The 26,913-nt window shown below is 63.7% G+C and carries 24 protein-coding genes; 6 read left to right on the top strand and 18 right to left on the bottom strand.

The window, feature by feature from the left end; all coding sequences use genetic code 11:
• The first annotated feature begins 6 nt into the window (after nt 1–6).
• Nucleotides 7–1,134 carry an ABC transporter ATP-binding protein gene (locus tag KLP42_RS07200; RefSeq protein ID WP_215565540.1) on the top strand — a complete coding sequence of 376 codons (1,128 nt, stop codon included), beginning with the start codon at nt 7–9 and terminating at the stop codon, nt 1,132–1,134.
• Between the two features lie 140 nt (nt 1,135–1,274).
• Here KLP42_RS07200 and KLP42_RS07205 read toward each other — a convergent pair whose 3' ends face one another.
• From KLP42_RS07205 to KLP42_RS07235, 7 genes are all read right to left on the bottom strand, one after another.
• Complete coding sequence (locus KLP42_RS07205) at nt 1,275–3,119, bottom strand: DUF2264 domain-containing protein (RefSeq protein ID WP_215565541.1); 1,845 nt, start codon at nt 3,117–3,119, stop codon at nt 1,275–1,277.
• Between the two features lie 71 nt (nt 3,120–3,190).
• Nucleotides 3,191–4,471, bottom strand: coding sequence for an ABC transporter substrate-binding protein (locus KLP42_RS07210; protein ID WP_215565542.1), 1,281 nt, complete (start codon nt 4,469–4,471; stop codon nt 3,191–3,193).
• 59 nt (nt 4,472–4,530) lie between these two features.
• Nucleotides 4,531–5,238 (bottom strand): DUF624 domain-containing protein, encoded by a 708-nt coding sequence (locus tag KLP42_RS07215; protein ID WP_215565543.1) that lies wholly within the window; start codon nt 5,236–5,238, stop codon nt 4,531–4,533.
• A 20-nt stretch (nt 5,239–5,258) separates the two neighbouring features.
• A complete protein-coding gene (locus KLP42_RS07220) occupies nt 5,259–6,368 on the bottom strand; it encodes an ABC transporter ATP-binding protein (protein WP_215565544.1) in 1,110 nt (369 codons plus the stop codon).
• A 15-nt stretch (nt 6,369–6,383) separates the two neighbouring features.
• A complete protein-coding gene (locus KLP42_RS07225) occupies nt 6,384–7,556 on the bottom strand; it encodes a glycoside hydrolase family 88 protein (protein WP_215565545.1) in 1,173 nt (390 codons plus the stop codon).
• Between the two features lie 4 nt (nt 7,557–7,560).
• Entirely contained in the window at nt 7,561–8,397 is an 837-nt protein-coding gene (locus tag KLP42_RS07230; protein ID WP_215565546.1) for a carbohydrate ABC transporter permease, read from the bottom strand.
• Nucleotides 8,398–8,401: 4 nt separating this feature from the next.
• Nucleotides 8,402–9,331: a carbohydrate ABC transporter permease gene (locus tag KLP42_RS07235; protein ID WP_215565547.1), complete on the bottom strand. Its 930-nt coding sequence runs from the start codon at nt 9,329–9,331 to the stop codon at nt 8,402–8,404.
• A 258-nt stretch (nt 9,332–9,589) separates the two neighbouring features.
• Between KLP42_RS07235 and KLP42_RS07240 the strand changes: the two genes are divergently transcribed.
• Both KLP42_RS07240 and KLP42_RS07245 read left to right on the top strand, forming a co-directional pair.
• A complete protein-coding gene (locus KLP42_RS07240) occupies nt 9,590–11,386 on the top strand; it encodes a heparinase II/III domain-containing protein (protein ID WP_502941276.1) in 1,797 nt (598 codons plus the stop codon).
• A 12-nt stretch (nt 11,387–11,398) separates the two neighbouring features.
• Nucleotides 11,399–12,184 (top strand): discoidin domain-containing protein, encoded by a 786-nt coding sequence (locus KLP42_RS07245; protein ID WP_215565548.1) that lies wholly within the window; start codon nt 11,399–11,401, stop codon nt 12,182–12,184.
• Nucleotides 12,185–12,212: 28 nt separating this feature from the next.
• Here KLP42_RS07245 and KLP42_RS07250 read toward each other — a convergent pair whose 3' ends face one another.
• From KLP42_RS07250 to KLP42_RS07275, 6 genes are all read right to left on the bottom strand, one after another.
• Nucleotides 12,213–12,953 (bottom strand): FadR/GntR family transcriptional regulator, encoded by a 741-nt coding sequence (locus tag KLP42_RS07250; RefSeq protein ID WP_252192826.1) that lies wholly within the window; start codon nt 12,951–12,953, stop codon nt 12,213–12,215.
• A gap of 146 nt (nt 12,954–13,099) precedes the next feature.
• On the bottom strand, nt 13,100–14,002 hold the full coding sequence (locus KLP42_RS07255; protein WP_215565550.1) for an SMP-30/gluconolactonase/LRE family protein: 903 nt from the start codon (nt 14,000–14,002) through the stop codon (nt 13,100–13,102).
• A gap of 11 nt (nt 14,003–14,013) precedes the next feature.
• Nucleotides 14,014–14,961 (bottom strand): ABC transporter permease, encoded by a 948-nt coding sequence (locus tag KLP42_RS07260; RefSeq protein ID WP_215565551.1) that lies wholly within the window; start codon nt 14,959–14,961, stop codon nt 14,014–14,016.
• 8 nt (nt 14,962–14,969) lie between these two features.
• Nucleotides 14,970–15,899, bottom strand: a complete 930-nt coding sequence (locus KLP42_RS07265; RefSeq protein ID WP_215565552.1) for an ABC transporter permease — start codon at nt 15,897–15,899, stop codon at nt 14,970–14,972.
• Nucleotides 15,896–17,359 (bottom strand): ATP-binding cassette domain-containing protein, encoded by a 1,464-nt coding sequence (locus tag KLP42_RS07270; RefSeq protein ID WP_252192827.1) that lies wholly within the window; start codon nt 17,357–17,359, stop codon nt 15,896–15,898. The genes KLP42_RS07265 and KLP42_RS07270 overlap by 4 nt, the downstream gene beginning before the upstream one ends.
• A gap of 86 nt (nt 17,360–17,445) precedes the next feature.
• Nucleotides 17,446–18,465 carry an ABC transporter substrate-binding protein gene (locus KLP42_RS07275; protein WP_215565554.1) on the bottom strand — a complete coding sequence of 340 codons (1,020 nt, stop codon included), beginning with the start codon at nt 18,463–18,465 and terminating at the stop codon, nt 17,446–17,448.
• A gap of 270 nt (nt 18,466–18,735) precedes the next feature.
• Between KLP42_RS07275 and KLP42_RS07280 the strand changes: the two genes are divergently transcribed.
• From KLP42_RS07280 to KLP42_RS07290, 3 genes are all read left to right on the top strand, one after another.
• Complete coding sequence (locus KLP42_RS07280; protein ID WP_353844831.1) at nt 18,736–19,956, top strand: sensor histidine kinase; 1,221 nt, start codon at nt 18,736–18,738, stop codon at nt 19,954–19,956.
• Nucleotides 19,953–20,690: a response regulator transcription factor gene (locus tag KLP42_RS07285; protein ID WP_215565556.1), complete on the top strand. Its 738-nt coding sequence runs from the start codon at nt 19,953–19,955 to the stop codon at nt 20,688–20,690. The genes KLP42_RS07280 and KLP42_RS07285 overlap by 4 nt, the downstream gene beginning before the upstream one ends.
• Nucleotides 20,691–20,770: 80 nt before the next feature.
• Entirely contained in the window at nt 20,771–21,202 is a 432-nt protein-coding gene (locus KLP42_RS07290; protein ID WP_215565557.1) for a GNAT family N-acetyltransferase, read from the top strand.
• Here the strand turns inward: KLP42_RS07290 and KLP42_RS07295 are convergent.
• From KLP42_RS07295 to KLP42_RS07315, 5 genes are read right to left on the bottom strand one after another with little or no spacing between them, the layout of a single operon-like run.
• The gene (locus KLP42_RS07295) at nt 21,194–22,309 is read right to left on the bottom strand and encodes an anhydro-N-acetylmuramic acid kinase (protein WP_215565558.1); all 1,116 of its coding nucleotides are present in this window, start codon (nt 22,307–22,309) and stop codon (nt 21,194–21,196) included. The genes KLP42_RS07290 and KLP42_RS07295 overlap by 9 nt on opposite strands.
• A 12-nt stretch (nt 22,310–22,321) precedes the next feature.
• The gene (locus KLP42_RS07300; RefSeq protein ID WP_215565559.1) at nt 22,322–23,335 is read right to left on the bottom strand and encodes a serine hydrolase domain-containing protein; all 1,014 of its coding nucleotides are present in this window, start codon (nt 23,333–23,335) and stop codon (nt 22,322–22,324) included.
• Nucleotides 23,332–25,098: an ABC transporter ATP-binding protein gene (locus KLP42_RS07305; RefSeq protein WP_215565560.1), complete on the bottom strand. Its 1,767-nt coding sequence runs from the start codon at nt 25,096–25,098 to the stop codon at nt 23,332–23,334. Before KLP42_RS07305 ends, KLP42_RS07300 begins: the two co-directional genes overlap by 4 nt.
• Nucleotides 25,095–25,937 (bottom strand): ABC transporter permease, encoded by an 843-nt coding sequence (locus tag KLP42_RS07310; RefSeq protein WP_353844832.1) that lies wholly within the window; start codon nt 25,935–25,937, stop codon nt 25,095–25,097. The genes KLP42_RS07305 and KLP42_RS07310 overlap by 4 nt, the downstream gene beginning before the upstream one ends.
• Nucleotides 25,934–26,896, bottom strand: coding sequence for an ABC transporter permease (locus tag KLP42_RS07315; RefSeq protein ID WP_215565561.1), 963 nt, complete (start codon nt 26,894–26,896; stop codon nt 25,934–25,936). Before KLP42_RS07315 ends, KLP42_RS07310 begins: the two co-directional genes overlap by 4 nt.
• Nucleotides 26,897–26,913: the final 17 nt, after the last annotated feature.

A 26,913-nucleotide genomic window follows, 5' to 3' on the forward strand; every position in this document is an offset into this window, starting at 1 on the left:
TTGACCTTGGGACAGCTTTTTCTGAACAATGTGCAGAAGTTCTACGGGGACTTCGAGGTGCTGAAAAGCATCCGCCTGGAGGTGAAGGACGGCGAATTCGTCGTCTTCGTCGGTCCGTCCGGCTGCGGAAAATCGACCTTGCTGCGCATGATCGCCGGCCTTGATTCCGTCAGCACCGGCGACATCGTCATCGATGGCGTGCGCGTCAACGACAAGCCGCCGGTCGAGCGCGGCATTGCCATGGTCTTCCAGTCCTATGCGCTCTATCCGCACATGACGGTGTTCGAGAACATTGCCTTTCCGCTGCGCGTCGAGCGCCTGGTGGAGGAAAAGATCCGGGAAAAGGTGGAGGGCGTTGCCCGCATCCTGCAACTCGACAAGCGTCTGCAGCAGAAGCCCGGCATGCTGTCCGGTGGCCAGCGCCAGCGCGTCGCCATCGGCCGCGCCATCGTGCGCGAACCGAAAATCTTCCTGTTCGACGAGCCGCTGTCGAACCTCGACGCGGCCCTGCGCGCCGATATGCGCATCGAGCTTTCCAAGCTGCATCAGGATCTGAAGGCGACAATGATCTATGTCACCCACGACCAGGTGGAGGCCATGACCATGGCCGACCGCATCGTCGTGCTGAATGCCGGCAGCATCGCCCAGGTCGGCGCGCCGCTGGAGCTTTATCACAAGCCGCAGAACCTGTTCGTTGCGGGCTTCATCGGCAATCCGAAGATGAATTTCGTGCCCGTGACCTGTGAAGCCGCCGGCCCGGAGGGCGTCACCGTTCTTTGCCAGGGCCAGCGTGCCGTGATCCCGGTGGCGCCGCGCGACAATCTCGTGGGCAAGACGCTGACGCTCGGCATCCGCCCCGAGCACACGCATCTCGGCCACGGCGACCTCTTGATCGATGTCGTTCCGTCGGTCATTGAGCGTCTCGGCGTCAACACCGTTGCCTATGCCAGCCTTCCCGGTGGCGAAGCCTATTGCGCACTGCTTCCGGGTTCGGCCCCGGTGCGGGTCAACGAAACGATGAAGACCGGCATCCGCGCCGCCGATTGCCATCTGTTCGACGCCGACGGCCTCGCGCTCGAGCGCCGGATCGACTGGCAGAAGCTGGAACTGCCGGAGGTGACGGCTGGGGAGTGACGCAGCCTGGGGGAGGCTGCCGATAACTCTCATCAACGCCCGATAAAACCGCCGGCCGTGGCGCTTGCCCGCTCCCGGCCGGCGCGCCAGGCATGGATCGCCGCTTTGTCCGGGCATGGCGTCTGGCGCAAAGCCGCGCCTCAGCCGATATCAAACGCCCCCACCCGCCGGCCCCGCTCCGCGAACAGCCGTTCCACGTCTTCCAGATCCGGGCTCTGCGGTGGGTTCGCGAGAGCCGCACCGGCCGCATCTCCGGCCGGCAGGGCAAAGGCGGCAGTCACCAGCACGCGGCGGCCGGCCGGAACGGTGCCGCGTAATTGCGGCAGGTTGGTTTTTGCGACGACGAGGTTGGTATTGGCGATCGGCACATGTGCACGACCGGCGCGGGGCGCCTGGCCCAGATCAAGGATGGCGCTCACGTCCCTTTGCCCGAACCAGACGGCGCGGCCGGTCTCTTCCTCGCTCCGGTCGCGCGCGAAATCGGCGCGCGGAATGGCAAACCCGCCCTCTATGGTCAGCAGGTCGCGCGGCGTGTCGATGCGATGAATCCGCAAATGCCAGGGATTGGCTGGAACCAGCCAGGTCTCGACCGTAACGTCTGACCAGGGCTTCCAGCGGGAATAGAGCCTGTCATCGGCGATCAGCGCCTCCTCCAGCGTCTCGCGCATGCGAAAATGGACGCCATCGTCGGAGAAGCCGATCATGTTGTCGAAACTTGCCGCATCGAAATGCCGGTCATTGGCCTCGATGTTGAAGCCGTAGCGGGTCGAATAGGCGAACTTTGCGTATTTCTCGTTCGATCCCCGCATCTTGTCGTGTTCCTGTCCGGAGGACAGCACGACGTTGTTGCCGGGCGTGTGCATGGCAACCATGCCGGGTTTTTCGAGCGGCACCGGCTTTGTAAAGCGCGGCGCTTCCTCTTCCTCCGCCTGCCAGAACGGATGTTCTTCCGGCAATGCCAGCGCCAGAAAGAATTTCAGCGCCCAGTAGGGCGAACCGGCGGAATTATAACTCTCGCTCATCAGCAGGTTGGGATAACCGTAACCGACCGAGAGCACACCGTCGCGGTCGCAGATCGGCAGGTGCGACCAGTAGCGAATATGGCGCAGGTAATAGCCCTTGATCTCGCCCCAGGGCAGAGCGTCCAGATCGGCAAAGGCAAGGGCTGCCCAGAAGCCGCCGGCAGCAAATCGGTAGGTCTGGCTGCGGCCGAAGGCGAGCGAGGCACCATCCGGCCCGTACCAGTGGCGGATATCGGGGGCAAAGCGTTTCGCACGTTCCCGAATGCGGTCGCAACGCGCCTCGTCACCCTTGGCGAGAACCGCATAGATCAGGCCATAAAAATGCATGGCGAAGGGAATGTAGTGATCGACCCGCTTGACCGGTCCGTCGCGATACCAGCCCTCGCCGATATCGAAGGCTTCCAGCTCGTCGAGATAGGCGACCGTCTTCGCCCGGTCAAACGCGATGCCGATCCGCTCCAGGCCGAGATCGACCAGCACGCGGAAGAATTTCCAGTTGTTGTCGACGTAGTCCCACTCGCGGGCGGCCAGCAGGTAGCACGCCGCGCGCTCCTTGGCCGCGGCACCCAGCGGCTCCCACAGGTGTTCGGGCACCATTGCAAGCGCAAAGCCGATCGCGGCAAGTTCCACGAGACGCTGGTTGCGGTCTGCCACATCGCCCCAGTATTCTGGATGATCGGGATCGGTGCCGTTGGTCAGCCCCCTGCGGTAGAGATCCCAGTGTGGAAAATCGCCGCCGCCGGCAGCAAAGGGAACGATGCCCCAGAGCGGCCGGGCAAACCCTTCGAGATCGGCCGCCGCGTGATCGAAGATCGCCCCGGAAGCGCTCAGGCGTACGCGGGCGCCGCCTTCGGAAAAATAGGGCAACAGCGGCTGGAAGAGATCGAGCAGCGCCTTCTGCAGATCGGACCTAGTCAACAGAGGGTTGCCGTTCAGCGGGTTGGCGCGGGCGGGATCATACATGGCTGGAACTCTTGAATGTTATGAAAGGAGACCGGCCGCGCAGATGAACCGCGCGGCCGGAGGGAATGGTGTCACCGGATGGCTTTCACGCCGTCGTTCATGTCCTTCAAACCCTGCTCGATCGGGACATTGTCCGTCATGATCGCATCATGGGCGCGGTTCAGAACCACTTCGATCTTGGCCGCATTCGGGTTCACGGCCATTTCGAGGTAGGACTTGCCCGCCTTCAGCGCCTTCTTGCTCGTCTCATCCTGCGGGAAACCCGGCAGTGCGGCAATTTGGGCCGCCACATCGTCAGAGCGGATCGCGGGTATGGTTCCGGTCTCGGCGATGATCTTGGCACCTTCCGGACCGGCGGCGAACTTGATGAAGTCCAGCGCCGCTTGCTTGTGGCCGGAATTGGCGTTGACAGAAAGACCCGCGAGCTGCGCCGCCGTCGTGCCGGCCGCGACGCCCTCCGGGTGCGGGAAGCTGACGATACCCCAGTTGGCACTCTTCGATTCACCGCTCTTCACCTTGGCGATCTGCGTGCCGATGAACCAGGTGCCCATCGGCAGCATGCCGATGGTGCCGTTGAAGAACAGCGCCGAATAATGGGTGTTGGAGGTCTTCAGCGAGGCATAGGAGGGGATGGCACCGCTCTTCTGCAGCGCCAGTGCGCGCTCGTACCACGGTTTCAGGAAATCATACTGGCCATCGACCAGTGTGTGCTTGCCATCCTGAATGCCGGGAAGCTGGACGGTGGAACGCCAGGTGTGCAGAAGCGCACCATAGATCTTGTTCGAGCCGAAGCCGCCCTTCAGTTTCTCGGCAATGGCATCGAACTGTTTCCAGGTCATGTCATTGGTCGGGTAGGGCACGCCGGCCTTGTCAAAAATATCCTTGTTGTAATAGACGACCCAGAAATCCGAGCGGAACGGCAGCGCATAGACCTTGCCGTCGATGGTCATGGCGTCGATCAGACCGCCATAGGCGGACGCGTCGATCTTCTCGGTCTTCATGAAATCGTTGAGTTCGGTAATGTTGCCGGCCTTTACCAGCGTCGCATAACCCGGCACGTCCTTGATGGTGACGATGTCGATATCCTTCGAGCCGCCCGTCAGCTGGGTAGCGATCATCTGCGTGTAGTCCTGCGAACCGAGGTCCACATGCTCGAACTTTACATTCGGATGTTTGGCCTGATAGGCCTCGATCAGCGGCTTGTAATAGGCCACCTTGTCCCAGTCCCAGAGCGCCCATTTCAGCGTCACCGGCTCGGACGATTGTGCAAAGGCCGCGCCTCCCAGCGAAGCGGTCACCGTCAAGCCCGCCGCAGCGGCACGTATGGTCTTCGACATGTAGTTCAGTGTCATATCCGTTCTCCTTCCCTTGAACGTTTCTGATGGCGTGCGCGAAAAGTCGCGCTGCCCTTTCAAATTTCCCGGTCCTGCAAAGCCTCCCCGGACGGCGCGAGAACCTGCGCCACCGCCCCATGTGCACCGAACGCCACGGCGAACATTCCGAATGAAAAATTGACCATCGCCGGCATGAAGACGGAGACGGGGTAGAAGAGGACATGCGCCAGCCAGAGCAAAGCGACGACGGCAAGCGAAGCGAGCGCAGGCAACGGATGAAGCAGCGCGGCAAGCGCTGCCTGCCGGAGCGCGGTGCGGATGGAGCCGCGGCCCGCCACGCTCACCATCACGAAATAGCTGCTCACTACCGCAGCGAAAACGGTGGCAACCAGGCTGACGGTCAGCGGCAGGACATAGATCAGGGCGTCCTGCGCATAGGTCCCATAGATGATGATCGCATAGGTGCCGGCGGACACGGCGCCCGCGGTGATGATCGCCCAGAGGCTTGCTCGCAGCGCATGGGCCCGCATCGCCTCCCGGAAATCACGCAGCAGATAGACATTGCGATCCTCGACGATCAGCCGGCAGACATGCGCTATCGCAAACAGCGCTGCCGGCAGCGTCACCAGAGGCAGGCTTGCCAGCAGGAAAAGAAGGTTCAGCTTGACCAGTTCCCACCACTCACGGGCGAGGATATCCGCTATCAGCGCAAGGCCGGTCTTCTTCGGTGCATCCTTGGGGATGCCCTTTCCTTCCTTCGTCCAGAATGCCTCCAGCCACTGCATGGCGCGTCTCCGCAAGCCGGTTAATAGAGGATCGACCGTTCTGTCGTCGGGTCGAACAGTTGCGCATTGGTCATGTCGGCGGTCAGCGTCACTGCGTCGCCGATCCGCGGTCTGAAGCGTGGCGAGACGCGGGCGATGAGCGAGCGTTCGCCGGCAATCAGGTTGAGGTGGATTTCCGAGCCCATCGGTTCGGCGAGTTCGACCACAGCGTTGAAGGCGCCGGTATTGGCTGGATCGATGTCGCCGGGCGCCAGTTCATGGAAGTTTTCCGGGCGGATGCCGAGCATGACGGGACGCCCCTCGTAAGGCGCAATCCGGCTCTGGTCGAAGCTCTGCGGCAGTGGCAGAACCTGGCCATCGACAACGGCCAGGAAGCGACCGTCCTCACGGCGGATGGTTGCCGGTAAAAGGTTCATCTGCGGCGCACCGATAAAACCGGCGACGAACATATTGACCGGCCGGTCATAGAGGTTCTGCGGCGTATCCACCTGCTGGATATGGCCGTCCTTCATCACGACGATGCGGTCGGCCATCGTCATGGCCTCCACCTGGTCGTGTGTTACGTAGATGAAGGTGGCGTCGAGGCGCTTGTGCAGCTTGGTGATTTCCGCGCGCATCGTGCCGCGCAGCTTGGCATCCAGGTTGGACAGCGGTTCGTCGAGCAGGAAGACGGCCGGATTGCGGACCATGGCGCGGCCGAGCGCCACTCGCTGGCGTTGCCCGCCGGACAAGGCCTTCGGTTTGCGGTTCAAGAGATGGGTAATGTCGAGGATCTTTGCCGCTTCCTGCACCTTGGCGTCGATGATCTCGCGCGAGGCTTTGCGCAGTTGCAAGCCGAAGGCCATGTTCTTGTAGACCGTCATATGCGGATAGAGCGCATAATTCTGGAACACCATGGCGATGTCACGGTCCTTGGACGGCACGTCGTTCATCAGGTCGTTACCGATGATCAGTTCGCCGCCGGAGATTTCCTCCAGGCCGGCGATCATGCGCAGCGTCGTGGATTTTCCGCAACCGGAGGGGCCGACCAGGATGATGAACTCCTTGTCGGCGATCTCCAGGTCGATATCGTGCACCACGGTGAGCGCGCCGAAGGTCTTGTTCAGTTTTTTCAGCGAGATGCTGGCCATAAAGTCCTCACGCAATCACCAATAGGAAGACCAGTTGCGCGACAGGCGCGTCAGGGCTTCCATGTAATAATAATCCCCCCAGGACACGCACTCATCGACGCCTTCGCCGCGGCAGGTGTTGTGCGGGGTCTTCTTCGAATAGGTGCCGTGCAGCACAAGTCCGTTGGAGAGGGTCGGGTCTTTCACGGCGTAGCGGTCCGTCAGGCTCTTCATCATCCGCCGGGCAAGGTCGCGGTAACGCGCGGCGTCGCCCGCCTCCACCAGCTCCGCCATTTCCAGGAGCCCGCAGGCGACGATGGAGGCAGACGAACTGTCGCGCGGCTCGTCGGAGCCTTCGGTGAAGATGAGATCCCAATAGGGCACGAGGTCTGAAGGCAGTCGGTTCAGGTAGAAGCCGAGCAGCCGTTCGAAGGCCTCGCGATAGGCGGGCAGACGTTCGTAACGATAGGACAATGCCATGCCGGCAATGCCCCAGGCCTGGCCGCGCGCCCAGAAACTGTCGTCGCTGTAACCCTGCTTGGTGGCACCGCGCACCGGGGCCCCGGTTTCCGGGTCCATATAGAAGGTATGGTAGGTCGAGTCGTCGGGCCGAACCGAATGGGCAAGCGTGGTTCGCGCATGGGTGAGGGCGATCTCGCGGTATTTTTCGTCGCCGGTTTCGCGCGTCGCCCAGTAGAGGAGCGGCAGGTTCAGCAGGCAGTCGATGATGTAGCGGTATTCGTTCGGATTGCCCTTGCGGCCCCAGGCTTGGATAAAGCCGCCGACCGGCTGGTAACGCTCGATCAATTGATCGGCTGCGAGCAGCGCCGCCTTGCGCCCGTCCTCATCGCCCACCAGTTTCCAGGCGGCGATGCAGGAGGGCGAATAGAGAAAGCCCATGTCGTGATGGTCCGTCTCGATGCGGTTTTCGATCCGGTGGAGAAAGCTCTGCACCTGGATCTGCGCCGCATAGCGGAACAGCTTCTCGCCGGTATGCTCGAAAGCCAGCCAGATCTCGCCCGGCCAGAAGCCCGCCGTCCATTGATCGTTGGCAACCGCCGGATAGACATTGCCGACGCTCGAATGGTTCTGCGCCGAATAGGTGAAGGTCGGCAGGTTACGGCGCACCTGGGCGACGGCAGTGTCGAGTGCCGCGCGCACCTCTTCGTCGGTGATCGGCTGTGGTGCGAGTGTGGAGACGGCATTCATGGCATCAACCCTTCAGGCCCGACGACGCGACGCCTTCGACGAAGAAACGCTGCAGCGCCAGGAAGACGACAAGCACGGGGACGAGCGCGACGACGGAGGCCGCCATGATCAGCCCGTATTCGGCGGAATATTGCGAGATGAACATGCGAAGCCCGATCTGGATCGTCTTCAGCTCCGTCTTCGTCAGATAGATCATCGGCCCGAGAAAATCGTTCCAGGTGGTGACGAAGGTAAAGATGGTCAGCGTCGAGAGCGCCGGCTTCGACAAGGGCAGCATGATCTTTGCCCAGATCTGGTATTCGTTCATGCCGTCGATGCGCGCCGCTTCGCAGAGTTCGGTCGGGATCGACATGTAGAACTGCCGCATCAGGAACACGCCGAAGGCGGTGAAGGCCTGCAGGCAGATCAGCGCCAGGTGCGTGTTGTTCAGCCCGAACTCGCGCATCAGCAGGAATTGCGGGACCATGTAGACCTGCCAGGGCATGGCGATCGTTGCGATGTAGCCGAGAAACAGCGTGTTCTTGTAGGGAAAGTGCAGCTTGGCAAACGCATAGGCCGCAAAGCTCGAGGTCAGCAACTGCAGCAGCGTGACGATGATCGTCAGCTTCGACGTGTTGTAGATGAAGAGTGCCAGCGGGATCTTCGTCCAGATGTCCACATAGTTCTGCCAGCGCGGTTGCGCGGGGATCCACTCGATCGGGAAGGCGAAGACGTCGCGGTCGAGCTTCAGCGAGGCCGACAGCATCCAGGCGAACGGCAGCAGCATGATGACGGTGACGACGATGACGGTCAGATAAACGGCAATCGTCGCGGGCTTGATCTTCTTTCCGGCAATTCTCATCGGCTCAATCCTCCCGCTGGCGGCGGAACTGGACGACAGTCACGACCAGCACCAGAAGGAAAAGGACGAGCGCGATCATGCTGGAATAACCGAGATCCCAGGAAATGAAGGCCTCGTTATAGATGTGGTAGACGAGCACGAGCGTCGACGTTCCGGGCCCGCCCTGCGTGATCATGTAGACCTGATCGAATACCTTGAAGGACTGGATGGTCAGCATCACGGTGACGAAGAAGGTGGTGGGCGCCAGCTGCGGCAGTGTCACGTGGATGAACTTCTGCCAGGCATTGGCGCCATCGAGGCCTGCCGCCTCGTAAAGTTCCGAATTGATGCCCTGCAGGCCGGCGAGGTAGATCACCATGTAGTAACCCATGCTCTTCCAGATGCCGAACAGGATGACAGTGACCATCGCCCAGTGCCGGTCGGCCGCCCAGCCGGGCAGATCCTCCGGCGGAATGCCGATCGTGTAGAGCAGCATGTTGACCGGCCCCATTTCGGGGTTGAACACCATGTTCCAGACCACTGCGACGGCCACCAGCGAGGCGACATAGGGGAAGAACATGGCCGTGCGGAAAAAGTCGCGGCCGAAAATCTTCTGGTTCAGCAGAATGGCGAGACCGAGCGCGCAGGCAAGCGTCAAAGGCACCGAGACGGCGGTGTAGATGATCGTATTCCAGAAGGCATCGATAAAGGCGCGGTCTTCGAACAGCCGCCAGAAATTGTCGAGGCCGGCAAACTCGATCGGGTTCGAGCCGTCCCAATGCATGAAGGCCAGCGCGAAGGCGAACAAGATCGGCCCGAGCGTAAAGACGGCGAATCCGAGAAAATTCGGCGCAATGAAGGAATAGGCGATCAGCGCGTTCTCGATCCGCCGCCTGCGTCGCGAGACGACACGCACCTTGCGGCGGACCGTGGTTGCCGGTTGCCTGTCAGACATGGCTGGGCTTAACGTCGTCACCCGCATCCTCCCATGGACAATGGAAGCCTCCGCCTCCAGTCCGCTTGCGCAGCATGCGCACCTTCACTCCACCCGGCCGCCGTAACCGGCAACCGGCCTCCCGTCGTCTGAATAGCACGAATCAGCGAGTGGTCAAACAAATTGATATTAGATCAGACCAATCTGCTGGATACGTTGAAATAGGTATGATAGGTGTGCGATAGCAATCGGCCGAGGACGGGCCGCGGAGGAGGGCGTGTGTTTTCAGGGCGGATCGAATGTCTGGCGCAGTCGCTTGGCGATGTGGCCGCTTCTGCGCTCGGGCCCTATGGCAGCGATGCCTGGACGGCGCTGCCGTCACAGGTCCGCACACAGCTGGTTGCGAGCGGCGAGGGCGCCCTGGCCGAGCCCTGGCCGCAGATCCTGGCGAGCGATTACCGCGCCTATGTGAAAACCGGAGACCGCGCCCGGTTCGAAGCCCTTTATTTTGCCCGGCGCCTGAAGCTCAATCACCTGGTGCTGGCGGAATGCGTCGAACGGCAGGGGCGGTTTCTGGACGCTATCGTCGACGGACTCTGGCTGATCGCGGAAGAAAGCGGCTGGCAGTTGCCAGCCCACAACGCCTATGGCCGCGGCGGCCAGCGCCTGCCGCTGCCGAACCCGGCAGATCCCGTCATCGATCTTTTTGCGGCAGAAACCGCGGCCAATATCGCCGCCATTCTGTCACTCCTGCGCGCGCCCTTGATCGCCGTCGATCCCGGCCTTTGCCCTCGCCTTGAACAGGAGATCGGCCAGCGCATCCTCGCACCTTATCTCGCGCGCCACTTCTGGTGGATGGGCAAGGGCGACGAACGCATGAACAACTGGACGGCATGGATCACCCAGAATGTTCTGCTTTCGGCCTTTCTGCTGCCAACCGCCCAGCCTCAACGGCGGGCGGTGGCGCAAAAGGCACTGTCCAGCCTGGACGCCTTCCTCAAGGACTATGCAGAAGACGGCGCCTGCGAGGAGGGTGTCGTCTATTACCGCCATGCCGCGCTCTGTCTTCATGGTGCGATGACCGTGCTGGACGAGGCATCGCCCGGCCTGATGGCACCGCTTTGGCAGCACCCGAAAATCCGTAACATGGCGGAATTCATCCTGCACATGCATGTGGCGGACGATTACTACTTCAACTTTGCCGATGCGGCGGCGGTGGTGGAGCCCTGCGGCGCGCGCGAATTCCTGTTCGGCAAGGCCGTCGGCTCGCTGCCGCTGCAGGATTTTGCCGCTGCCGACTGGCGACGTTCCGCGAGCCGGTTGATGCCGAACGAATGGAACCTCTGGTATCGGCTGCAGGCCATCGCCGCGGCAGGCGAAATCGAAAGCTGGACGCGTGATGTGCCGGCCAAGTCGGACAGCCTCTATCCCGGCATAGGTCTCGCGATCGCCCGCGACGGTCGTTATGCGCTGGCGGTCAAGGGCGGCCACAATGGCGAAAGCCACAATCATAACGATGTGGGCAGCATCACGCTCTACAAGGACGGCCAGCCGCTGCTGATCGATGTCGGCGTCGAGACCTATACGGCAAAGACCTTCTCGCCACGCCGCTACGAAATCTGGACCATGCAATCGGCCTATCACAACCTGCCCAGCTTCGGGGACGTGATGCAGCGCGACGGGGAGGCTTTTGCCGCACGGGATTTCGCCGCGCGGTTCGACACGGAAATGGCCGAGATTTCGCTCGATATCGCCGGAGCCTACCCGCCGGAGGCAGAGCTTCAAGCCTATCGGCGCAGTGTCCGCCTGCTGCGCGGCCGGCATGTCGAGATCCGCGACGAGCATGAGGGAAGCCGCCCGGCGATCCTGTCGCTGATGACGCTGATGGAGCCCGATGTGCAGGACGGTGTGATCCGGCTCGGGGAACTGGCCCGCATCCACCTGCAGGGCGCCGGGCCGATCACGGCAGAGCCGCTTGACATCACCGATGCCCGGCTGCGGCAAAGCTGGCCGGCGCGGCTTTACCGCCTTCTCGTGCCGCTTGCCGGGCCGAGTCTGACATTGACGATCGTTTAAGGAGAAAAACGCATGCAGTTGACCCTCAAGGTGACGGACGCCTCGGGAGCGGTGAAGACAGAGGCCACCGGAGACGACGAGGTGCTTCTCGTGCACGACGCCGCCTACGAGGATGGCGACCGTCTTGTGGTCACGGCCGCCGGGGCCGGCCACATATGGCTGTCTCTCGATGCCACGCTGATGCCGGCCCTGCTTTACCTCGCGCAATCGCCGTTCAGCTTCACCATTCCCTTCGGCGAAAAACGCATGCCCTATGCACCGCAAGCCTTTCTCGGAGCCCTGCATCGTCTGCATGTTCGTCGGGCCGAGCCCTGCGAAGTCGCCGCGCGACGCAATCTGGCCCTCAACCCGATGGACCAGCATGGCAACCGGACGCTCTTCCCGCGTGCCGAGGCCACGGTGGAGACCCGTGGCGAGGCGCAATTTGCCGCCCGAAACGCCATTGACGGCGAGAAGGCCAGCTTCGATCACGGCTCCTGGCCCTTCACCAGCTGGGGCATCAACAAGGATCCCGATGCCGCGCTGACGATCGCATTCGGCCGGCCGGTGCGGATTGACGAAGTGGTGCTCTATCTGCGCGCCGACTTTCCTCACGATGCCTGGTGGCAGGCAGCAAGCCTCAGCTTTTCGGATGGCAGCACGACCGAGGTGACATTGCAGAAATCCGGCAAAGGCCAGAAATTTGCGCTGGAGCCGCGCGTCGTGGACTGGGTCAGGCTGCATTCGCTGGTCAAGGCGGAAGACCCTTCGCCTTATCCGGCGCTGACGCAGATCGAAATCTGGGGAACGGACGCCTGATGCCGGGGCAGGCGGCCCGGCATCCGCCTCAGGCCGGGCCTTTGCCGCGCATGTCGCGCAGCAGGTCCCGGTAGCGCATCTGACTGCCGCGCAGATGCTCCTGCATGGCTTCGCGTGCCGCCTTCTCGTCCCGGTCGGAAATGGCAAGCACGATCGCCTCGTGCTCCTTGTGGATCAGCTGGCGATAGGCCGTCTGCTCCGCAGCCTGGTTTTCCGGCACCACCTTGGACTGCGGAATCGCGGAGGGGCCGTACTGTTCCAGAAAGCCGACGAAAAGCGGATTGTTGGTGGCCGCGGCAATGGCCATGTGCAGAGAAAGATCCGCCTCACGGATCGATCGGCTTTCCTCGATGCAGGCAAGCACCGCCGCATGACAGGCGAAGATCGCCTCTTCCTGGGCCGGCGAGCGGCGCTGCGCAGCTAGCCCCGCCGCCTCGATTTCCAACGGCGTGCGCACTTCCAGCACCTCGAGATCCGAGGAAATCCGGGCCCGGTCGAGCGCGGGCGGCGCGGTCCTTGCCGGCTGCGCTGGCAGCACGAAGATTCCGGCCCCCTGCCGAACATCCACAAGACCATCGCAGCGCAGTGCGGTGATCGCCTCGCGGATCACCGTGCGGCTGACGCCATGTGCCTCGGTGAGTTCGATTTCGCTGGGCAGCCGCGCACCCGGCGCATAGTCGCCACTGAGGATCGCCTGCCTGAGGCTCTCCTCCACCCTGGCGACCAGCGAGCCCGTCGGCTTGCCGCGATGTCTTGTCTGAACTGCCAATGTCCCACGCACCGTGTCGTTCGTGTCAAACGCGATGCATAATAGGTATGATGACTTTAGGCCTTTTACAATCAATATCGACGAATTGGCGAATAGATATGATGATTACCTGTCGGATCGCCCCCCTCGCAGCGGCCTGAACGCGCTCAGACGCCTTGTACATCGACATAGATCGCGTAGAGCGAGCGGGTGGCGGTGATGAACAGGCGATTGCGCCGCGGGCCCCCGAAGGTGAGGTTTGCGACCGTCTGCGGCACGAGAATCTTGCCGAGCAGCGTGCCATCCGGCGCAAGGCAATGAACGCCGTCGCCGGCGCTCGTCCAGAGATTGCCGGCGGTATCCAGCCTGAAGCCGTCCGGCAGTCCAGCATCGAGGCGGCAGAAGATGCGGCCATTTGCCAACCGCAGGCCATCCACCACATCGAACACACGAATGATCGGCTCGGCAGACGGGTCATGGCTGACGGCGGAATCGGCAACGTAGAGCCTTGTCTCGTCGGGGGAGAAGGCAAGGCCGTTCGGCTGGCCGAAATCGTCGACGACGGAGGTCAACGTACCAGTGGCCGGATCGAGGCGGAACACGTTGCGACACGCCTGTTCCGGCTCGGCCTGGAAGCCCTCGTAGTTCGAACGGATACCATAAGTCGGATCGGTGAACCACACGGTCCCGTCCGACTTTACCACCACATCGTTGGGCGAGTTCAGGCGACGTCCCTCGAAACGATCGGCGAGCACGGTGATGCTCCCGTCATACTCCGTGCGGATGACCCGGCGCCCGCCATGTTCGCAGGAAACAAGCCGCCCCTCGCGGTCACGCGTGTTGCCGTTGACGAAATTGGACGGCTCACGGAACACGGAAACGCCCTGGCCCGGAACGTAGCGCAGCATGCGCTGGTTAGGGATATCGCTGAAGATCAGCAGGCCATGATCGGCAAACCACACCGGCCCCTCGGCCCAGCGGCAGCCGGAATAGAGTTCCTCCAGCGCAGCGCTTGGAATGATCATCTGCTGGAAGCGCGGATCGTGGATCTGGAAGAGGGAACTGCTCATGGGACTGCCTTTCAGCGCGCGCCGGCGGGGCGGCTTGCCGCAACGATGACGGCGATGATGATGAGACCGGTGAGGATGAGGCGTATGCCTGCGCCGAAGCCATAGGTATTGAGCATCGACACCACCAGGAACATGAAGAGCGAGGCGCCCCAGATGCCGGGCACGTTGGAATTGCCGCCGGCCACCGCAGAGCCGCCGATAACCACCACGGCAATCGACATCAGCAGGTATTCCGCGCCCATGTTGAGCGCCGCGCCGCCGGAGAAGCTCGCCAGAAGATAGCCGCAGAAGGCCGCCAGTATTGCACACAGGATATAGGTCAGGCAGCGCGTGCCATCGACCGGGATGCCGGCCATGCGGGCGGCCGCGAGCTTCTGCCCGATGGCGGAAATCCAGCGCCCGTAGATCGACCGCTCCAGCAGCCACCAGACGGCGAGCGACACGACGAGGCCGACTAGTGCGATGTTCGGTATTCCGAGTGTCGTACCCGTGGCAAAGGCCGCCAGCGCTTCCGGCGGCTTGATGCGCAGGCCGCGGTTCGACCAGATGGCCATCGACTGGACGAGAAAGCTCATCGACAGCGTCGCGATGATCGGTGGAATGCGCAGGAGTTTGATCAGCCCGTAATTGGCGAGCCCGATGCACAGGCCGATGCCGATGGCAATCGCAAGCCCAGGCAGGATCAGAGTGTCCTGCGTATCCATGAACTTCAGCGCCAGCGTGCCGGACAGGGTAATGGTAGCCGGCACAGACAGGTCGATATTGCCCGGGCCAAGCGTGATGACGAGCATCTGCCCAAGGCCGACCAGAACCGAAAAGGCGGCAAAGGTCAGGGTCGCCTGAGACAGGCCGAAGGCGGAGGCACCACCGGTGAAGAGAATGGTGACGATGAAGGTGGCAAGTGCGGCGAGCCAGGACCACAGCCAGGGCTTCGACAGGAACGGTTTGAGCGCATTCATGATCGACCTCATGCCTCCCGCCGGGCGAGAAGGAGGCGCAGGCCAAGCACGATGATCAGCACCGCGCCCTGCGCGCCGATCTGCCAGTCGGGCGAAATCCGCAGGAAGGAAAGAAAGGAGCCGGCCAGCGTCAGCGTCAGCGCGCCGATGACCGCGCCCACCGGCGAAACACGACCGCCGACGAATTCTCCGCCGCCGAGGATCACCCCGGCAATCGACAGAAGCGTGTATCGCAGAGCGATATTGGCATCGGCCGAGGTCGTGACCCCCACCAGCGCCATTCCGGCCAGCACCGAGAAGAAAGCCGAAAGCGCATAGGCCGCCGCCTTGATCTTCATGACCGACCAGCCGGCCCGCGCCACGGAGCGTGCATTGCCGCCGATGCCACGGATTGCGACGCCGAGGGTCGAGCGCATGACCAGCAGATGGGCGACCACCGCAATCACCACACTGGCAATGATGGCCAGCGGCACGAAGGGTGTCGAGGCCGTCATCAGTGCCCGTAGCCAGCCGGCCGCCTGTCCACCCGGCGAGGGCAGGATCAACACCGCCAGGCCGCCCCAGACGAAGCTCATGCCGAGCGTCACCACGATGGAGGGCAGGTCGCGCAGGTGGATGAGGATGCCGATCAGTGCATAGACGCAGATCGCCCCGAGGAGGATGGCGACCGCCACCAGCGGCGCCGTCGGCAGGTAGACCGCGGTGACGCAGGCTGAAAAGCTCACGAAGGTGCCGATCGACAGATCGAGATCGTTGACGGCAATCACCAGCATCTGTGCAATCGTGGCAAGCGCGATCGGCACCGCCAGGTTGAACAGCAGGTTCATGCCCATATAGCTCATGGCGCGCGGCTGCAGCCAGAAGACGGCAGCCAGCAGGACTGCCAGCGACAGAACCGGGATCATCAGGCGGATGGCCTGCGGGGACAATCTGGTCATGCGGCTTCTCCCTGGAAGGAGGCGGCCAGCACGCGCTCCTCGCTGATGTCGTCACCGGTCAGTTCGGCCACCATCACGCCGTCGCGGAACACGTAGACACGGTCGCAGAGGCAGATTTCATCCATCTCCGTCGAATACCAGATGAAGGTTCGCCCCGCTTCCGCCTCTGCGCGGATGATGCCGTACACATCCTGCTTGGTGCCGATATCGACGCCGCGCATCGGATCGTCCATCAGCACGATGGCGGCGGGCGTGGCGAGCGCCCGGGCGAACAGAACCTTCTGCTGGTTGCCGCCCGACAGCGAAAGGATCGGATTGCCCATGTCCGGCGTGCGGATTGCCATGCGGCTCTTCCATTCGCCGCCAAGCGCGGTTTCCTCGCCGTGGGCGATGGTGGAAAGACGCGAAAGCGCGCCGAGATCGCCGATGGACAGGTTGCGCAGGATGCTCCACAGCGGGAAGGTGCCGTTGAGCGCGCGATCGCCCGCCACGAAGGCCACCTCCTGCGGGCGTTTCGGCAGCCAGCTGGAGGAGCGGCTGCGGAAGAGCGACAACAGCATGTCCGTCTGCCCATGTCCGCCAAGCCCCGCCAGGCCGACGATCTCGCCCCTGCGGGCCGCAAATGCCGTGGCAGCCCCGGCCGCGGCCGGCAGGCTGACGGCAAGTGGTGCCTTCGACAGATCCCGCGCGCCGGCGCGAACCTTTTCCTTTACGACACTGCCCATGGCCTCGACCAGGCTCTTGCCGCTGAAGCCGGAAACCGGCCGGTTTGCGACCACCTTGCCATCCTTCATCACCACGATGCGGGTTGAGGTGGAGAGGATTTCGCCGAGAATATGCGAGATCAGCAGCACCGAGCCGCCGCCCGCCACATAGCGGCGCACATGCGCCATCAGCTGTTCGGCCAGCGCCGCATCCAGAGAGGAGGTCGGCTCGTCCAGAATCACAAGCCGCGGAGGCGTGCCGATCGAGAGGAAATTGATGGCAATTTCCACCATCTGCCGTTCAGTGATCGGCAGCTCGGCCACCGTTGCCGCGCAATCCACGCGGTTGCCCGGGAAGATTTCCGAAAGCTTGGCGCGGATCAGCGACAGCGCCTCGCGCCGCCAGCCGACGCCGGTCAGTCCCTGATGCATCAGCCGGATGTTTTCCGCCACCGTCAGGTTGGGACACAGCGAAAGTTCCTGGAACACGCAGCGCACGCCCCCGGCGCGCGCCGCCGAAACGCCGCCGCCAGCAGCATCGACCGCGCCATAGGCAAGACTGCCCTGATGCGGCGTGAGGCCGCCATTGATCACATTGACGATGGTGGACTTGCCGGCCCCGTTGTGGCCGACCAGCCCCAGTGTCTCGCCGGGGTGGATATCGAGATCGACGCCATCCAGGGCGGTGACCGCACCAAAGGCGACACGGACGCCGCGCACCGAAACGACCGGGCACGTTTCACTTTCTGAAATCATGGAGCGAACCATCGGGACATGCGATTGCGGGAGGACGGAGGCGCCAGGAGGCAGCGCCTCCGCCCGTTGCGGGGGGGGATCCCGCCTTACTTGGCCTCGGCGATCACCTTCTGGGCGTCCGCCTGCGAATATTCGACATTGGCGACGCCGCCCTTCTGCGTCGTCTTGAGGTTTTCCTCGAGCGTGGCCTGATCGATGCGCAGGAAGGGAACCGTCAGGTCCTTCTTCACCTGCTTGCCGTCAAGGATCTGCTGGGCCACCCAGAAGGCGAGCGTGGAAACGCCGGGCGCGATCGAGACGGACATCGTCTCATAGCCGGAGGCGTCCTTCTGCTTCTTCCACCACTGCAGCTCATCCTCGCGGTTACCCATGATGATCACGGGGGTGGGACGCTTGGCCGCCTCGAAAGCCTGGGCGGCGCCATAGCCATCGCCACCCTGCGTCACCACGGCCGCAATGTCCGGCAGGCTCGGCAGGATGCCGGCCACGGCGCGCTGCGCCACATCCTGCGCCCAGTCGCCATGCACGGAGCCGACGATCTTGAACTGCGGGAACTGCTTGACGCCTTCATGGATGCCGGCGGAAATCTCGTCATCGACGAAGACGCCGGCAAGACCGCGCACTTCCAGCAGGTTTCCGCCCTTGGGCAGGCGCTTCGACAGGTATTCCACCTGGCTGCGGCCCATTTCCTTGAAATCGACGGCGATGCGCCAGGCGCAAGGCTCGTTGACGATACCATCGAAGGAGACGACAACGATGCCGGCATCGCAGGCGGCCTTGACTGCGCCGTTCAGCGCCGTCGGCGAGGCCGCGTTCAGCACGATGGCGTCATAGCCCTGCAGGATCATGTTCTGGATCTGGGCCGCCTGTTCCGTCGCCTGGTTCTCGGCGGTGGTGAAGGCATCGGCGGAGGCCACGACACCGGCCTTGACCGCCTCCTTCGTCACCTTGTCCCAGCTGGTCAGCATGGCCTGGCGCCAGGAATTGCCGGCATAATTGTTGGAAAGCGCAATCTTCTTGCCGGCCGTATCCGCGTGAGCGGTGAGCGGCGAAAACGCGCAGGCGAATATGGCGGCCGATGCCGCGAGCATGCTTCGGATTCTCATGTTACCTCCCAAGTGCCGCCTGTTGCGGCGTATCGACCGGGACCGCTCCTCAACGGTTTGCCCCGCGTCCATCTCGTACGGATCGCTTGTATCCGTCAGCATCAGGATGGCGCAAAGGGCCCGGGCTGTATAGGGGAATTGCCTCCCCGAATCTGCGGGTTTCCGCACGTTGATTGCGAGATGCCGCACGACAAGGAGGCCCGCTCGGGGCTATTGTCAGGGGGCGGAAGGGAAGAGCCGCAGAATGAGACCGCTGAAGGAGGAACAGCCGTGCTCGACAAGACCGGATCGCCGCTGTTCGAACAGTATGTGCGCATCGCCTGGCATCTGGCCGGCAATCTCGATTTCAACTCGGCCATCCGCGCGGTGGCGGAACAGATTGCCCGCATCGTGCCGCATGATCACATGGATGTCTGCATCATCATGCCCGGCAGCCGCTTCCACATGGCCTACGAAAGCGGCTTCGAAACCGAATGGAGCCGCCGTGCCGAGGCGCCCATCGACCAGAGCCCGCTGAAACGCCTGCTGATGGGCGAGGTCGACTGCATGGTGACCGGCGATGCCATGGTGGACCCGGCCTTCCATTTCGAGGGCGCCTTCGGTCAGCCCATCCTCGATCACAAACTGAAGAGCCGCATCCACGTGGCGCTCAAGGCCCATGGCGAAACGATCGGGGCGCTGTCGATTTCCGACCGCAAGGCCAATGTCTACGATTCCGTCGACGTGGAACGTGCGCGCTGGATCGCCGACCTGATCGCCCCCTATTTCTTCGCGCTGCGCGCCTCCGATGAGGCAAGACGCGCCGCGATTGCCGAGGCCGAAACGCGGGTGCGCGCCGAAGGCCTGCGCGTCGGCGCCCTGAAACTGACGGAAGCGCTGGAGGCGGAGCGCCAGCGGATTGGCATGGACCTGCACGACCAGACGCTCGCCGACATGACCCGTTTTGCGCGGCGGCTGGAGCGGCTGTCGCAGATGAAGAACGTGCCGGGCGACATGCTCGCGCCCTTGTTCCAGAGCCTGCAGCAATCGATGCGCGATCTCAGGCAGATCATCGAGCAGGCGCGCCCCTCGGTACTGGAACTGTTCGGCCTGGCGGAAGCCATCGACAACCATCTGGACCGGTCGGTGCGTGACAGCGGGCTCTCCATCGACTGGGCATTGCGCGACGATAGCGACGGCGCCATGGAGGCACTGCCGCAACCGGTGCAGACCGCCCTGTTTCGCATTGCGCAGGAAGCAATCAACAATGCGGTGCGCCATTCGCAGGCGGGCCGCATCGATGTGCGGCTTGCCCGCGTGGCCGATCGGGTGGTCATCGAGGTGCGCGACAATGGCATCGGCCTGCCCGGCATCGAGGAGAGGCGCGGCAGCGGCATCGAGAACATGAAGACCCGCGCCAGATTGATCGGTGCGCAGTTCGCCGTCCGGCGCGAGGCAAGCGAGACCGTGATCCGCGTGACGCTGCCGCTGGCATGGGAGGAGATGCAATGAAGGTTCTGATCGTTGAGGACGACCCCCTGCACCGCGCCTATCTCGGCGAGGCGGTGCGGGGGGCACTTCCCGAATGCAACACGGTTCTGGAGGCGGCCGACGGACTGGCAGGCGAACGGCTGGCGCGCGAACACATCTCAGACCGCGTGGTGATGGACCTGCAGATGAGCCCGCGCAACGGCATCGAAGCCGCCCGCACCATCTGGCGCGAACGACCGGACACCCGCATCCTGTTCTGGTCCAACTATGCCGACGAAGCCAATGTGCGCGGCATTTCCCGCATCGTTCCGCCAGGCGCTGCCTATGGCTACGTGCTGAAATCAGCCTCCGACGAGCGGTTGAGACTGGCGCTACGCTCCGTCTTCATCGAGGATCAGTGTGTCATCGACCGCGAGGTGCGCGGACTGCAGCAGAAGAGCGCCGGCGCGGTCAGCGGCTTCACCGATTCAGAATACGAAGTGCTGATCGACATCGCCCTCGGCCTTACCGACCGCACGATCGCCCGTCGCCGCAATCTTTCGCTCCGCAGCGTCCAGAACCGCCTGCAGCAACTCTACGAAAAGCTCGGCGTCTACCAGCCCAATGACGGCGACCCCGAAGCCCGCTTCAACCTCCGCTCCCGCGCCGTCACCGTCTCCCTGCTACGCAAACTGGTGAACCACACGGCCCTGGAGCGCGCCGAAATGGATCTCGCCCGCTGGCTCGAGCGGGACGGACACGGGCCAAAACCGTAAGGCAGGACACAACAGCCGATCGAGCTTCTGCAGCGTTTGTGTTAACTCGATGCCAAGGTCGACAATCAGGGAATGCGGACATGCAGATCACGCTCACCATCACCGACAGTCCGGCGGCAGAGGAGGTGGCGCTGATCGGGCAGAACCTCGCCGCCTATAACGATGCCGACGTCGGCCCGTCCGGGCGGCGTGTTCTCGTGGTGACTGTACGCGATGAGGCTGGAGCGCTTCGCGCCGGCATCAGCGGCTATACGGCGTGGGGCTGGCTTTATGTGCAGTGGCTGTGGGTTGACGAAAGGCTGCGCGGTCAGGGCATGGCGGGCCGCCTGCTGACCGCGGCGGAAGACGAGGCGCGGGCGCGCGGCTGCCAATCGGCCTGGATCGACACCTTCAATCCGGTCGCGGAAAAGGCCTACACCCGGCAGGGCTATGAAGTCTTCGGCGAATTGCCCGATTTTCCCGTCGGGCGCAGCCGCAAGTTCCTGCAGAAGCGACTGGTCGCGTCAGACTGACAGACGCCCGCCCGTCATCGGCTGTGGCGCGCCTGTCGTGGCCGGGAAGCTGATGGGCAGGCCGCGCAGCACGCGCACGGCGAGAAAGGCGAAGCATTCCGCCTCAACCGCGTCCCCGCGCCAGCCGAGATCCTCCGCCGGCTGCACCTCGACATGCGCCCGAGCGCGCAGCATCTGCATCAGGGTGGGGTTATGGCGTCCGCCACCACTGACAAACAGGCGGCGCGGCCGCGCCGGCAGAAGATCAAGCGCCCTGCCGACGGCAGAAGCTGTGAAGGCGGTCAATGTCGCGGCGCCATCCTCCGGCGAAAGCCCTTCGGCCATCGCGGCACCGAAATCGAAACGGTCCAGCGATTTCGGGAAGCGAGCCGAGAGATAGGGATGCTCGAGAAGACGCGCGAGACGCTCCTCGTTCACGGTGCCGGCCGCGGCCAGCCTGCCGTCGCGATCCATGTCGCCCAGTCCGTGCCCCTTCACCCAGTCGTTGATCGGCGCATTGGCCGGGCCGGTATCGAAGGCCACCAGCCCGTCACGGCCATCGCTCCAGGTGATGTTGGCGACACCGCCGAGATTGAGCACCGCGGCCGATCCATCCTGCGCCGCGCCCTTCAGGAGTGCCGCATGATAGATGGCGGCAAGCGGCGCGCCCTGGCCGCCGGCGCGCACATCCGCACTTCGAAAATCATAGGCGACCCGCGCACCCAGGATATCGGCCATCAGCTGGCCATCGCCGAGCTGGCGCGTGGCGCCCGTCCGCCCCGGCTGCGGCGCCCGGTGCAGAACCGTCTGGCCATGAAAGCCGATAACGCCGATTTCGCTCATCGCAAGACCCGCCTGCGCCACCAGAGCCCGCACGGCCTCGGCCTGCGCCCACGTCAGCGCCGCTTCGGCTTCGGAGAAGATCGCGGGTTCGGGCCCCTCGAAATTCCAGGTCCTTGCCTCCGCCAGCGTCTGTTCCAGCAGATCGCGGATCGACTGCGGATAGGGTGCCAGGGTGTAGCGGCCGAACCGCTCGATCGTCTCGCCATCGGTCTTCAGCAACGCCACGTCGATATTGCCGTCCAGCACGGTCCCCGTCATCAGACCCACGGCCCAGATCGGTCCCATTGTCGTCCTCCCTTACATCCGGTTGATGGCATCGCCCACCGCGCTGCGCAGCGCAAAAATTCCGCTGTCGGCGTGACGGGTGGGATGAACCCGGTTGGTCAGCAGCGTCCAGGCACGGCCGCGCTCGAAATCGATCCACAGCCCGGTGCCCGTAAAGCCGGTATGCCCGATGACGGAAGCATTGCACAAGCTGCCGCCGGACCAGCCCTCATGGGGCCGCTCCCAGCCATGGGTACGCCGGTCGGACAGGGGCTCCCGCATCCAGCCCGCCACCGGATCACCCGCGGCATCGGCGCGCAAGATCCCCGCCGCAAAATCGAGAACCGCATCCGCGGTGCCGAACAGACCGGCGTGACCGGAGCCCTGCAGCGCAAAGCAGTTCTCGTCATGCACCTCGCCGCAGATTATGCGCTCTCGCCAGTGGCAGAATTCGGTGGCCGCCGTCTGATCGGCAGGCCCTGCGAAGGCAAAGCCCGGACCGGCATCCATCGCCCGGATCTTCCGGCCTTCGATGCGCTCCAGCGCGATCCCCAGCAGGATGTAATTGATGTCGGAATAGACCGGCGGGCCGGCACGCCATTCCCTCTGCAGAACGAAGGCGCGCAGGCGGTCGGGCTCATCGCCATAGGTGTAGATCGGCTCGACGGCGGGGAAGGGCGTCTGATGGCCGAGACACTGGCGGAAGGTGACCTGACGTTCCCAGCAATGCGGCGCATACTGGCGGAAATCTGCAATGATCGATGCCAGCGGCGCATCGAGATCGATCCTGCCGCCGGCAGCGAGCGCGAGAATGCGGGGCGTGGTGAAGATCACCTTGGTCAGCGAGGCCAGATCGAACCATGTCTCGCGCGACATTGCCCGCTGTGCGCCCACCGTCTGGGCAAATCCTGTGGCGCGCACCACGCGATCGCCGCTGCGCTCGATTAGGCCCAGCACACCGCCGGGGATGCGGCCGCTTTCCACGGCATGCCGCAGCAGGGCAAAGGCATTTTCAAAGACTGTCGCGCCACGGTCGTCGCTACTCATCGGATCTCCTTCGCGGCGGCCGCACGTTCCACCAGCACCTGATGATCCTCGCCGCAGACCTGCCAGACAGCCTCCGGCGGTTCATAGCCCCTGGGTCGCAGCAGGCTCGGCACGGCGGCGGTCTCCAGCCGGAAGACGTCTCGCCGACGCTCCGTGGTGGGAACCGCGGCAATCAGGCGGCGCGTATAGTCATGGCGCGGGTTCGACAGAACGGCATCCGCCCGCCCGATCTCGACGATCCGCCCGGCATAGAGCACGGCGATACGGTGGGCAATGCGCTCCACCACCGCCATGTCATGCGAAACGAAGAGGTAGGCAAGCTTCAGTTCGTTCTGTAGGTCGATCAGCAGGTCGAGAACGCGGGCCTGAACCGAAACATCAAGGGCGGAGACAGCCTCATCCAGCACCAGAACCGAAGGGTCGACCATCAGGGCACGCGCGATGCACAGACGCTGCCGCTGGCCCCCGGAAAATTCGTGCGGAAACCGCCTCAGGCTGTCGGCTGGCAGTCCGACGCGCTCCAGAAGCGCAACCATGCGCTGGCGGGTGCTGGCATCCGGACGCACGCCGCCGGCCAGCACCGGCTCTGCCAGCAGGCCTTCCACGTCAAGGCGCGGATTGAGCGAGGCATACGGATTCTGGAACACCATCTGCATCGGCTTGCGGCGCGCCAGCCCTTCTGCGGACATCACCGAGAAGGTTCCGGAACTGGGCTTCACCAGCCCCAGCAGGGCGCGTGCGGTGGTCGACTTGCCGGATCCACTTTCGCCGACAACGGCCAGCGTCTCCCCCGGCATGACATCGAAACCGATGCCCTCGACGGCATGGATCGCGCCGACAGGGCGGCGCAGCAGGCCGGCCGTTGCCGGGAAACGAACCGTCAGCCCCTCGACCTTGAGCGCCGGTCGCGCCATCTCCCGGCCGGCAGGGGACATATGCCGGCGCACCTTGCGCCCATGCGAGAAATGCGGCACCGCCTGCAACAGATGCTGCGTGTAGGGATGCCGGGGACGGTCGAAGATATCGTCCAGCCGCCCCTGCTCGACCACGCGGCCGGCAATCATCACCAGAACCCGATCGGCAATGCCGGCCACCAGTCCCATGTCGTGGGTGATGAAGATCATCCCCGTGCCGGTCTCGCGTCGCAGCTCGGCAAGCAATGCCATGATCTGTGCCTGGACGCTCACATCGAGCGCGGTGGTCGGCTCGTCGGCGATCAGCAGCCGCGGATTGGCCGCCAGTGCCATGGCAATCATCACCCGCTGCAGCATGCCGCCGGAAAGCTGGTGCGGATAATAGCCCAGGCGACGCTCCGCATCCGGAATGCGAACCCGCTCCAGCGCATTCAGCGTTTCCAGGCGGGCCGCCGCCCGGCCGAGCCCCCGCTGAAGACGGAATGCCTCCTCGATCTGCCGGCCAATGGGGATCACGGGATTGAGCGAGGTCATCGGCTCCTGAAAGATCATGCCGATCTCCGAACCGCGGATCGTCTCCATCCGCCGATCGGTAGCGCAGGCGAGATCGATCACCTCGCCGCGTGCCGTCGTAAACTCCATCCGGCCACCGAGAATGCGTCCGCCGCCATCATCGATCAGACGATTGATCGAGAGCGCCGTGACGGACTTGCCCGAACCGCTCTCGCCGACAATGGCAAGCGTCTCGCCGGGTTCGAGATCGAAATCGACGCCGTGCACGACGGTCTTTGCCGCATTGCCGCGGCCAAAGCCAACCTTGAGACCGCGAACGGAAAGAAGCCGGTTCATGCCAAGGCCCTCCGGCTGCGCGGATCGAGAATGTCGCGCAACGCATCCCCGAGAAGATTGAAACCCAGGATGCCGATCATGATGGCAAGCCCCGGAAAGACGAGAAGCCAGGGCGCCATTTCCATGAGGTTCACGCTGTCAGACAGCATGAGGCCCAGAGAGGAGGCCGGCGGTTGCGTGCCGAGCCCGAGGAAGGAGAGGCCGGATTCGGTCAGGAGCGACCAGGCGAGTGCCAGTGTCACCTGAACGGTGAGCGGCGCCACGAGGTTCAACATCAGATGGCGGCTCAGGATATAGGAGGTGGAACTGCCGAAGGTGCGGGCCGCATCGACGAAATCGCGCGCCTTGAGGGAGAGCGCCGGCCCACGCACCACGCGCGTGAAGATCGGGGTATAGACGAAGGCGATGGCGAGGATGCTCGTGAAGGTGCCGGGGCCGACCACGGCGATGAACAGCAGCGCGAGCAGGATGGCCGGGAAGGCCAGCAGCACATCCATCAGCCGCATCACGAGACCGTCCCAGAGATGGCCGAACCAGGCCGCCGTCAGCCCCAGCAGCGTGCCGGCGAGCGCTGCGATGCCGACCGAGGAAAAGGCAACGAGGAAGGACTGGCCGATGCCGATCATCAGACGGCTCAGCACGTCACGGCCGAACATGTCCGTGCCCATCCAGTGCGCCAGGCTCGGCCCCTGCAGGCGCTCGATGCGGAACTGCTGCAGCGGATCATAGGGCGTGAGGCCTGCCTGCGCAGCAAGCGCGATCAGGATATAGGCAAGCACGATCACGCCGCCGATGCGGCCGCTCGAATGGTCGAGCAGGCGGGTCAGAAAACGGTTCACGAGCGTCCCCCCAGGCGGATCCGCGGATCGAGCATGACATAGGCCAGATCGACCAGCAGGTTGACGATCATGAAGTTCAGCGCGACGAACAGCACGCTGCCCTGCACCAGCGCATAATCGCGCTGCAGGATGGCGTCCAGCACCATGCGGCCGAGCCCGGGCAGGGCGAAGATCTGCTCCACCAGAACCGCGCCGCCAAGCAGATAGCCGAATTCCACCCCGCTCAGGGTGACCACCGGGATCAGCGCATTGGGCAACGCATGGCGCCAGATCACCCGCCGTCTGGTGGCCCCCTTGCTGCGGGCGGTGCGCACGTAATCATCGCTCAGCACATCCAGCATGGCCGAACGCGAAATGCGGGTGACGGAGGCCGTGAAGGACAGGCCGAGCGTCAGTGACGGGAGAATGAGCTGGCCGAGATTGCCGAGGGGATCCTCGGAGAAGGGGATGAACTGCCCCATGGCCGGCAGCACGCCGAAGCCGGCGGACAGGACATAGATGATCATCAGCCCGATCACGAAACTCGGCGTCGACTGGCCGATCATCGCGAAGATACGCACGGCAAGATCCGATCCGCGCTCTTTGCGTGTGGCGGCAAACACACCGAGCGGCAGGCCGATGCCGATCGCGATGAGCATTGACAGGCAGGCAAGTTGGAGCGTCAGCGGAAACCGCTCCAGGATGACGTCCAGCACCGGCTTGCCATAGGTGACCGAGAGGCCGAGATCGGCCGACAGCACGCCGAGAAGCCAGCGGCCGTACTGGACCGGCCAGCTGTGATCCAGGCCGAAATAGGCGGCGAGCGCCTGCTTCTGCTCGGGCGTCAGCAGCCCGGCCTCGGTGCCCAGCATGGCGGTGATCGAGTCACCGGGAACGAGGCGGATTGCCACGAACACCAGAACGGAAACGCCGAGCATCACGAGAGGAAATGTGATGAGACGCCGCAGGAGGTAGGTCATGTCAGTCTCCGCCTCGC

The sequence above is a fragment of the Rhizobium sp. CSW-27 genome (assembly GCF_018760785.1).
Classification (GTDB): Bacteria; Pseudomonadota; Alphaproteobacteria; order Rhizobiales; family Rhizobiaceae; genus Neorhizobium.

Coding starts and splice junctions, on each gene's coding strand:
- KLP42_RS07205 (WP_215565541.1), bottom strand. CDS start 3,119: ATGTATGATCCCGCCCGCGCCAACCCGCTGAACGGCAACCCTCTGTTG.
- KLP42_RS07210 (WP_215565542.1), bottom strand. CDS start 4,471: ATGACACTGAACTACATGTCGAAGACCATACGTGCCGCTGCGGCGGGC.
- KLP42_RS07215 (WP_215565543.1), bottom strand. CDS start 5,238: ATGCAGTGGCTGGAGGCATTCTGGACGAAGGAAGGAAAGGGCATCCCC.
- KLP42_RS07220 (WP_215565544.1), bottom strand. CDS start 6,368: ATGGCCAGCATCTCGCTGAAAAAACTGAACAAGACCTTCGGCGCGCTC.
- KLP42_RS07225 (WP_215565545.1), bottom strand. CDS start 7,556: ATGAATGCCGTCTCCACACTCGCACCACAGCCGATCACCGACGAAGAG.
- KLP42_RS07230 (WP_215565546.1), bottom strand. CDS start 8,397: ATGAGAATTGCCGGAAAGAAGATCAAGCCCGCGACGATTGCCGTTTAT.
- KLP42_RS07235 (WP_215565547.1), bottom strand. CDS start 9,331: ATGTCTGACAGGCAACCGGCAACCACGGTCCGCCGCAAGGTGCGTGTC.
- KLP42_RS07245 (WP_215565548.1), top strand. CDS start 11,399: ATGCAGTTGACCCTCAAGGTGACGGACGCCTCGGGAGCGGTGAAGACA.
- KLP42_RS07255 (WP_215565550.1), bottom strand. CDS start 14,002: ATGAGCAGTTCCCTCTTCCAGATCCACGATCCGCGCTTCCAGCAGATG.
- KLP42_RS07260 (WP_215565551.1), bottom strand. CDS start 14,961: ATGAATGCGCTCAAACCGTTCCTGTCGAAGCCCTGGCTGTGGTCCTGG.
- KLP42_RS07265 (WP_215565552.1), bottom strand. CDS start 15,899: ATGACCAGATTGTCCCCGCAGGCCATCCGCCTGATGATCCCGGTTCTG.
- KLP42_RS07270 (WP_252192827.1), bottom strand. CDS start 17,359: ATGATTTCAGAAAGTGAAACGTGCCCGGTCGTTTCGGTGCGCGGCGTC.
- KLP42_RS07275 (WP_215565554.1), bottom strand. CDS start 18,465: ATGAGAATCCGAAGCATGCTCGCGGCATCGGCCGCCATATTCGCCTGC.
- KLP42_RS07285 (WP_215565556.1), top strand. CDS start 19,953: ATGAAGGTTCTGATCGTTGAGGACGACCCCCTGCACCGCGCCTATCTC.
- KLP42_RS07290 (WP_215565557.1), top strand. CDS start 20,771: ATGCAGATCACGCTCACCATCACCGACAGTCCGGCGGCAGAGGAGGTG.
- KLP42_RS07295 (WP_215565558.1), bottom strand. CDS start 22,309: ATGGGACCGATCTGGGCCGTGGGTCTGATGACGGGGACCGTGCTGGAC.
- KLP42_RS07300 (WP_215565559.1), bottom strand. CDS start 23,335: ATGAGTAGCGACGACCGTGGCGCGACAGTCTTTGAAAATGCCTTTGCC.
- KLP42_RS07305 (WP_215565560.1), bottom strand. CDS start 25,098: ATGAACCGGCTTCTTTCCGTTCGCGGTCTCAAGGTTGGCTTTGGCCGC.
- KLP42_RS07315 (WP_215565561.1), bottom strand. CDS start 26,896: ATGACCTACCTCCTGCGGCGTCTCATCACATTTCCTCTCGTGATGCTC.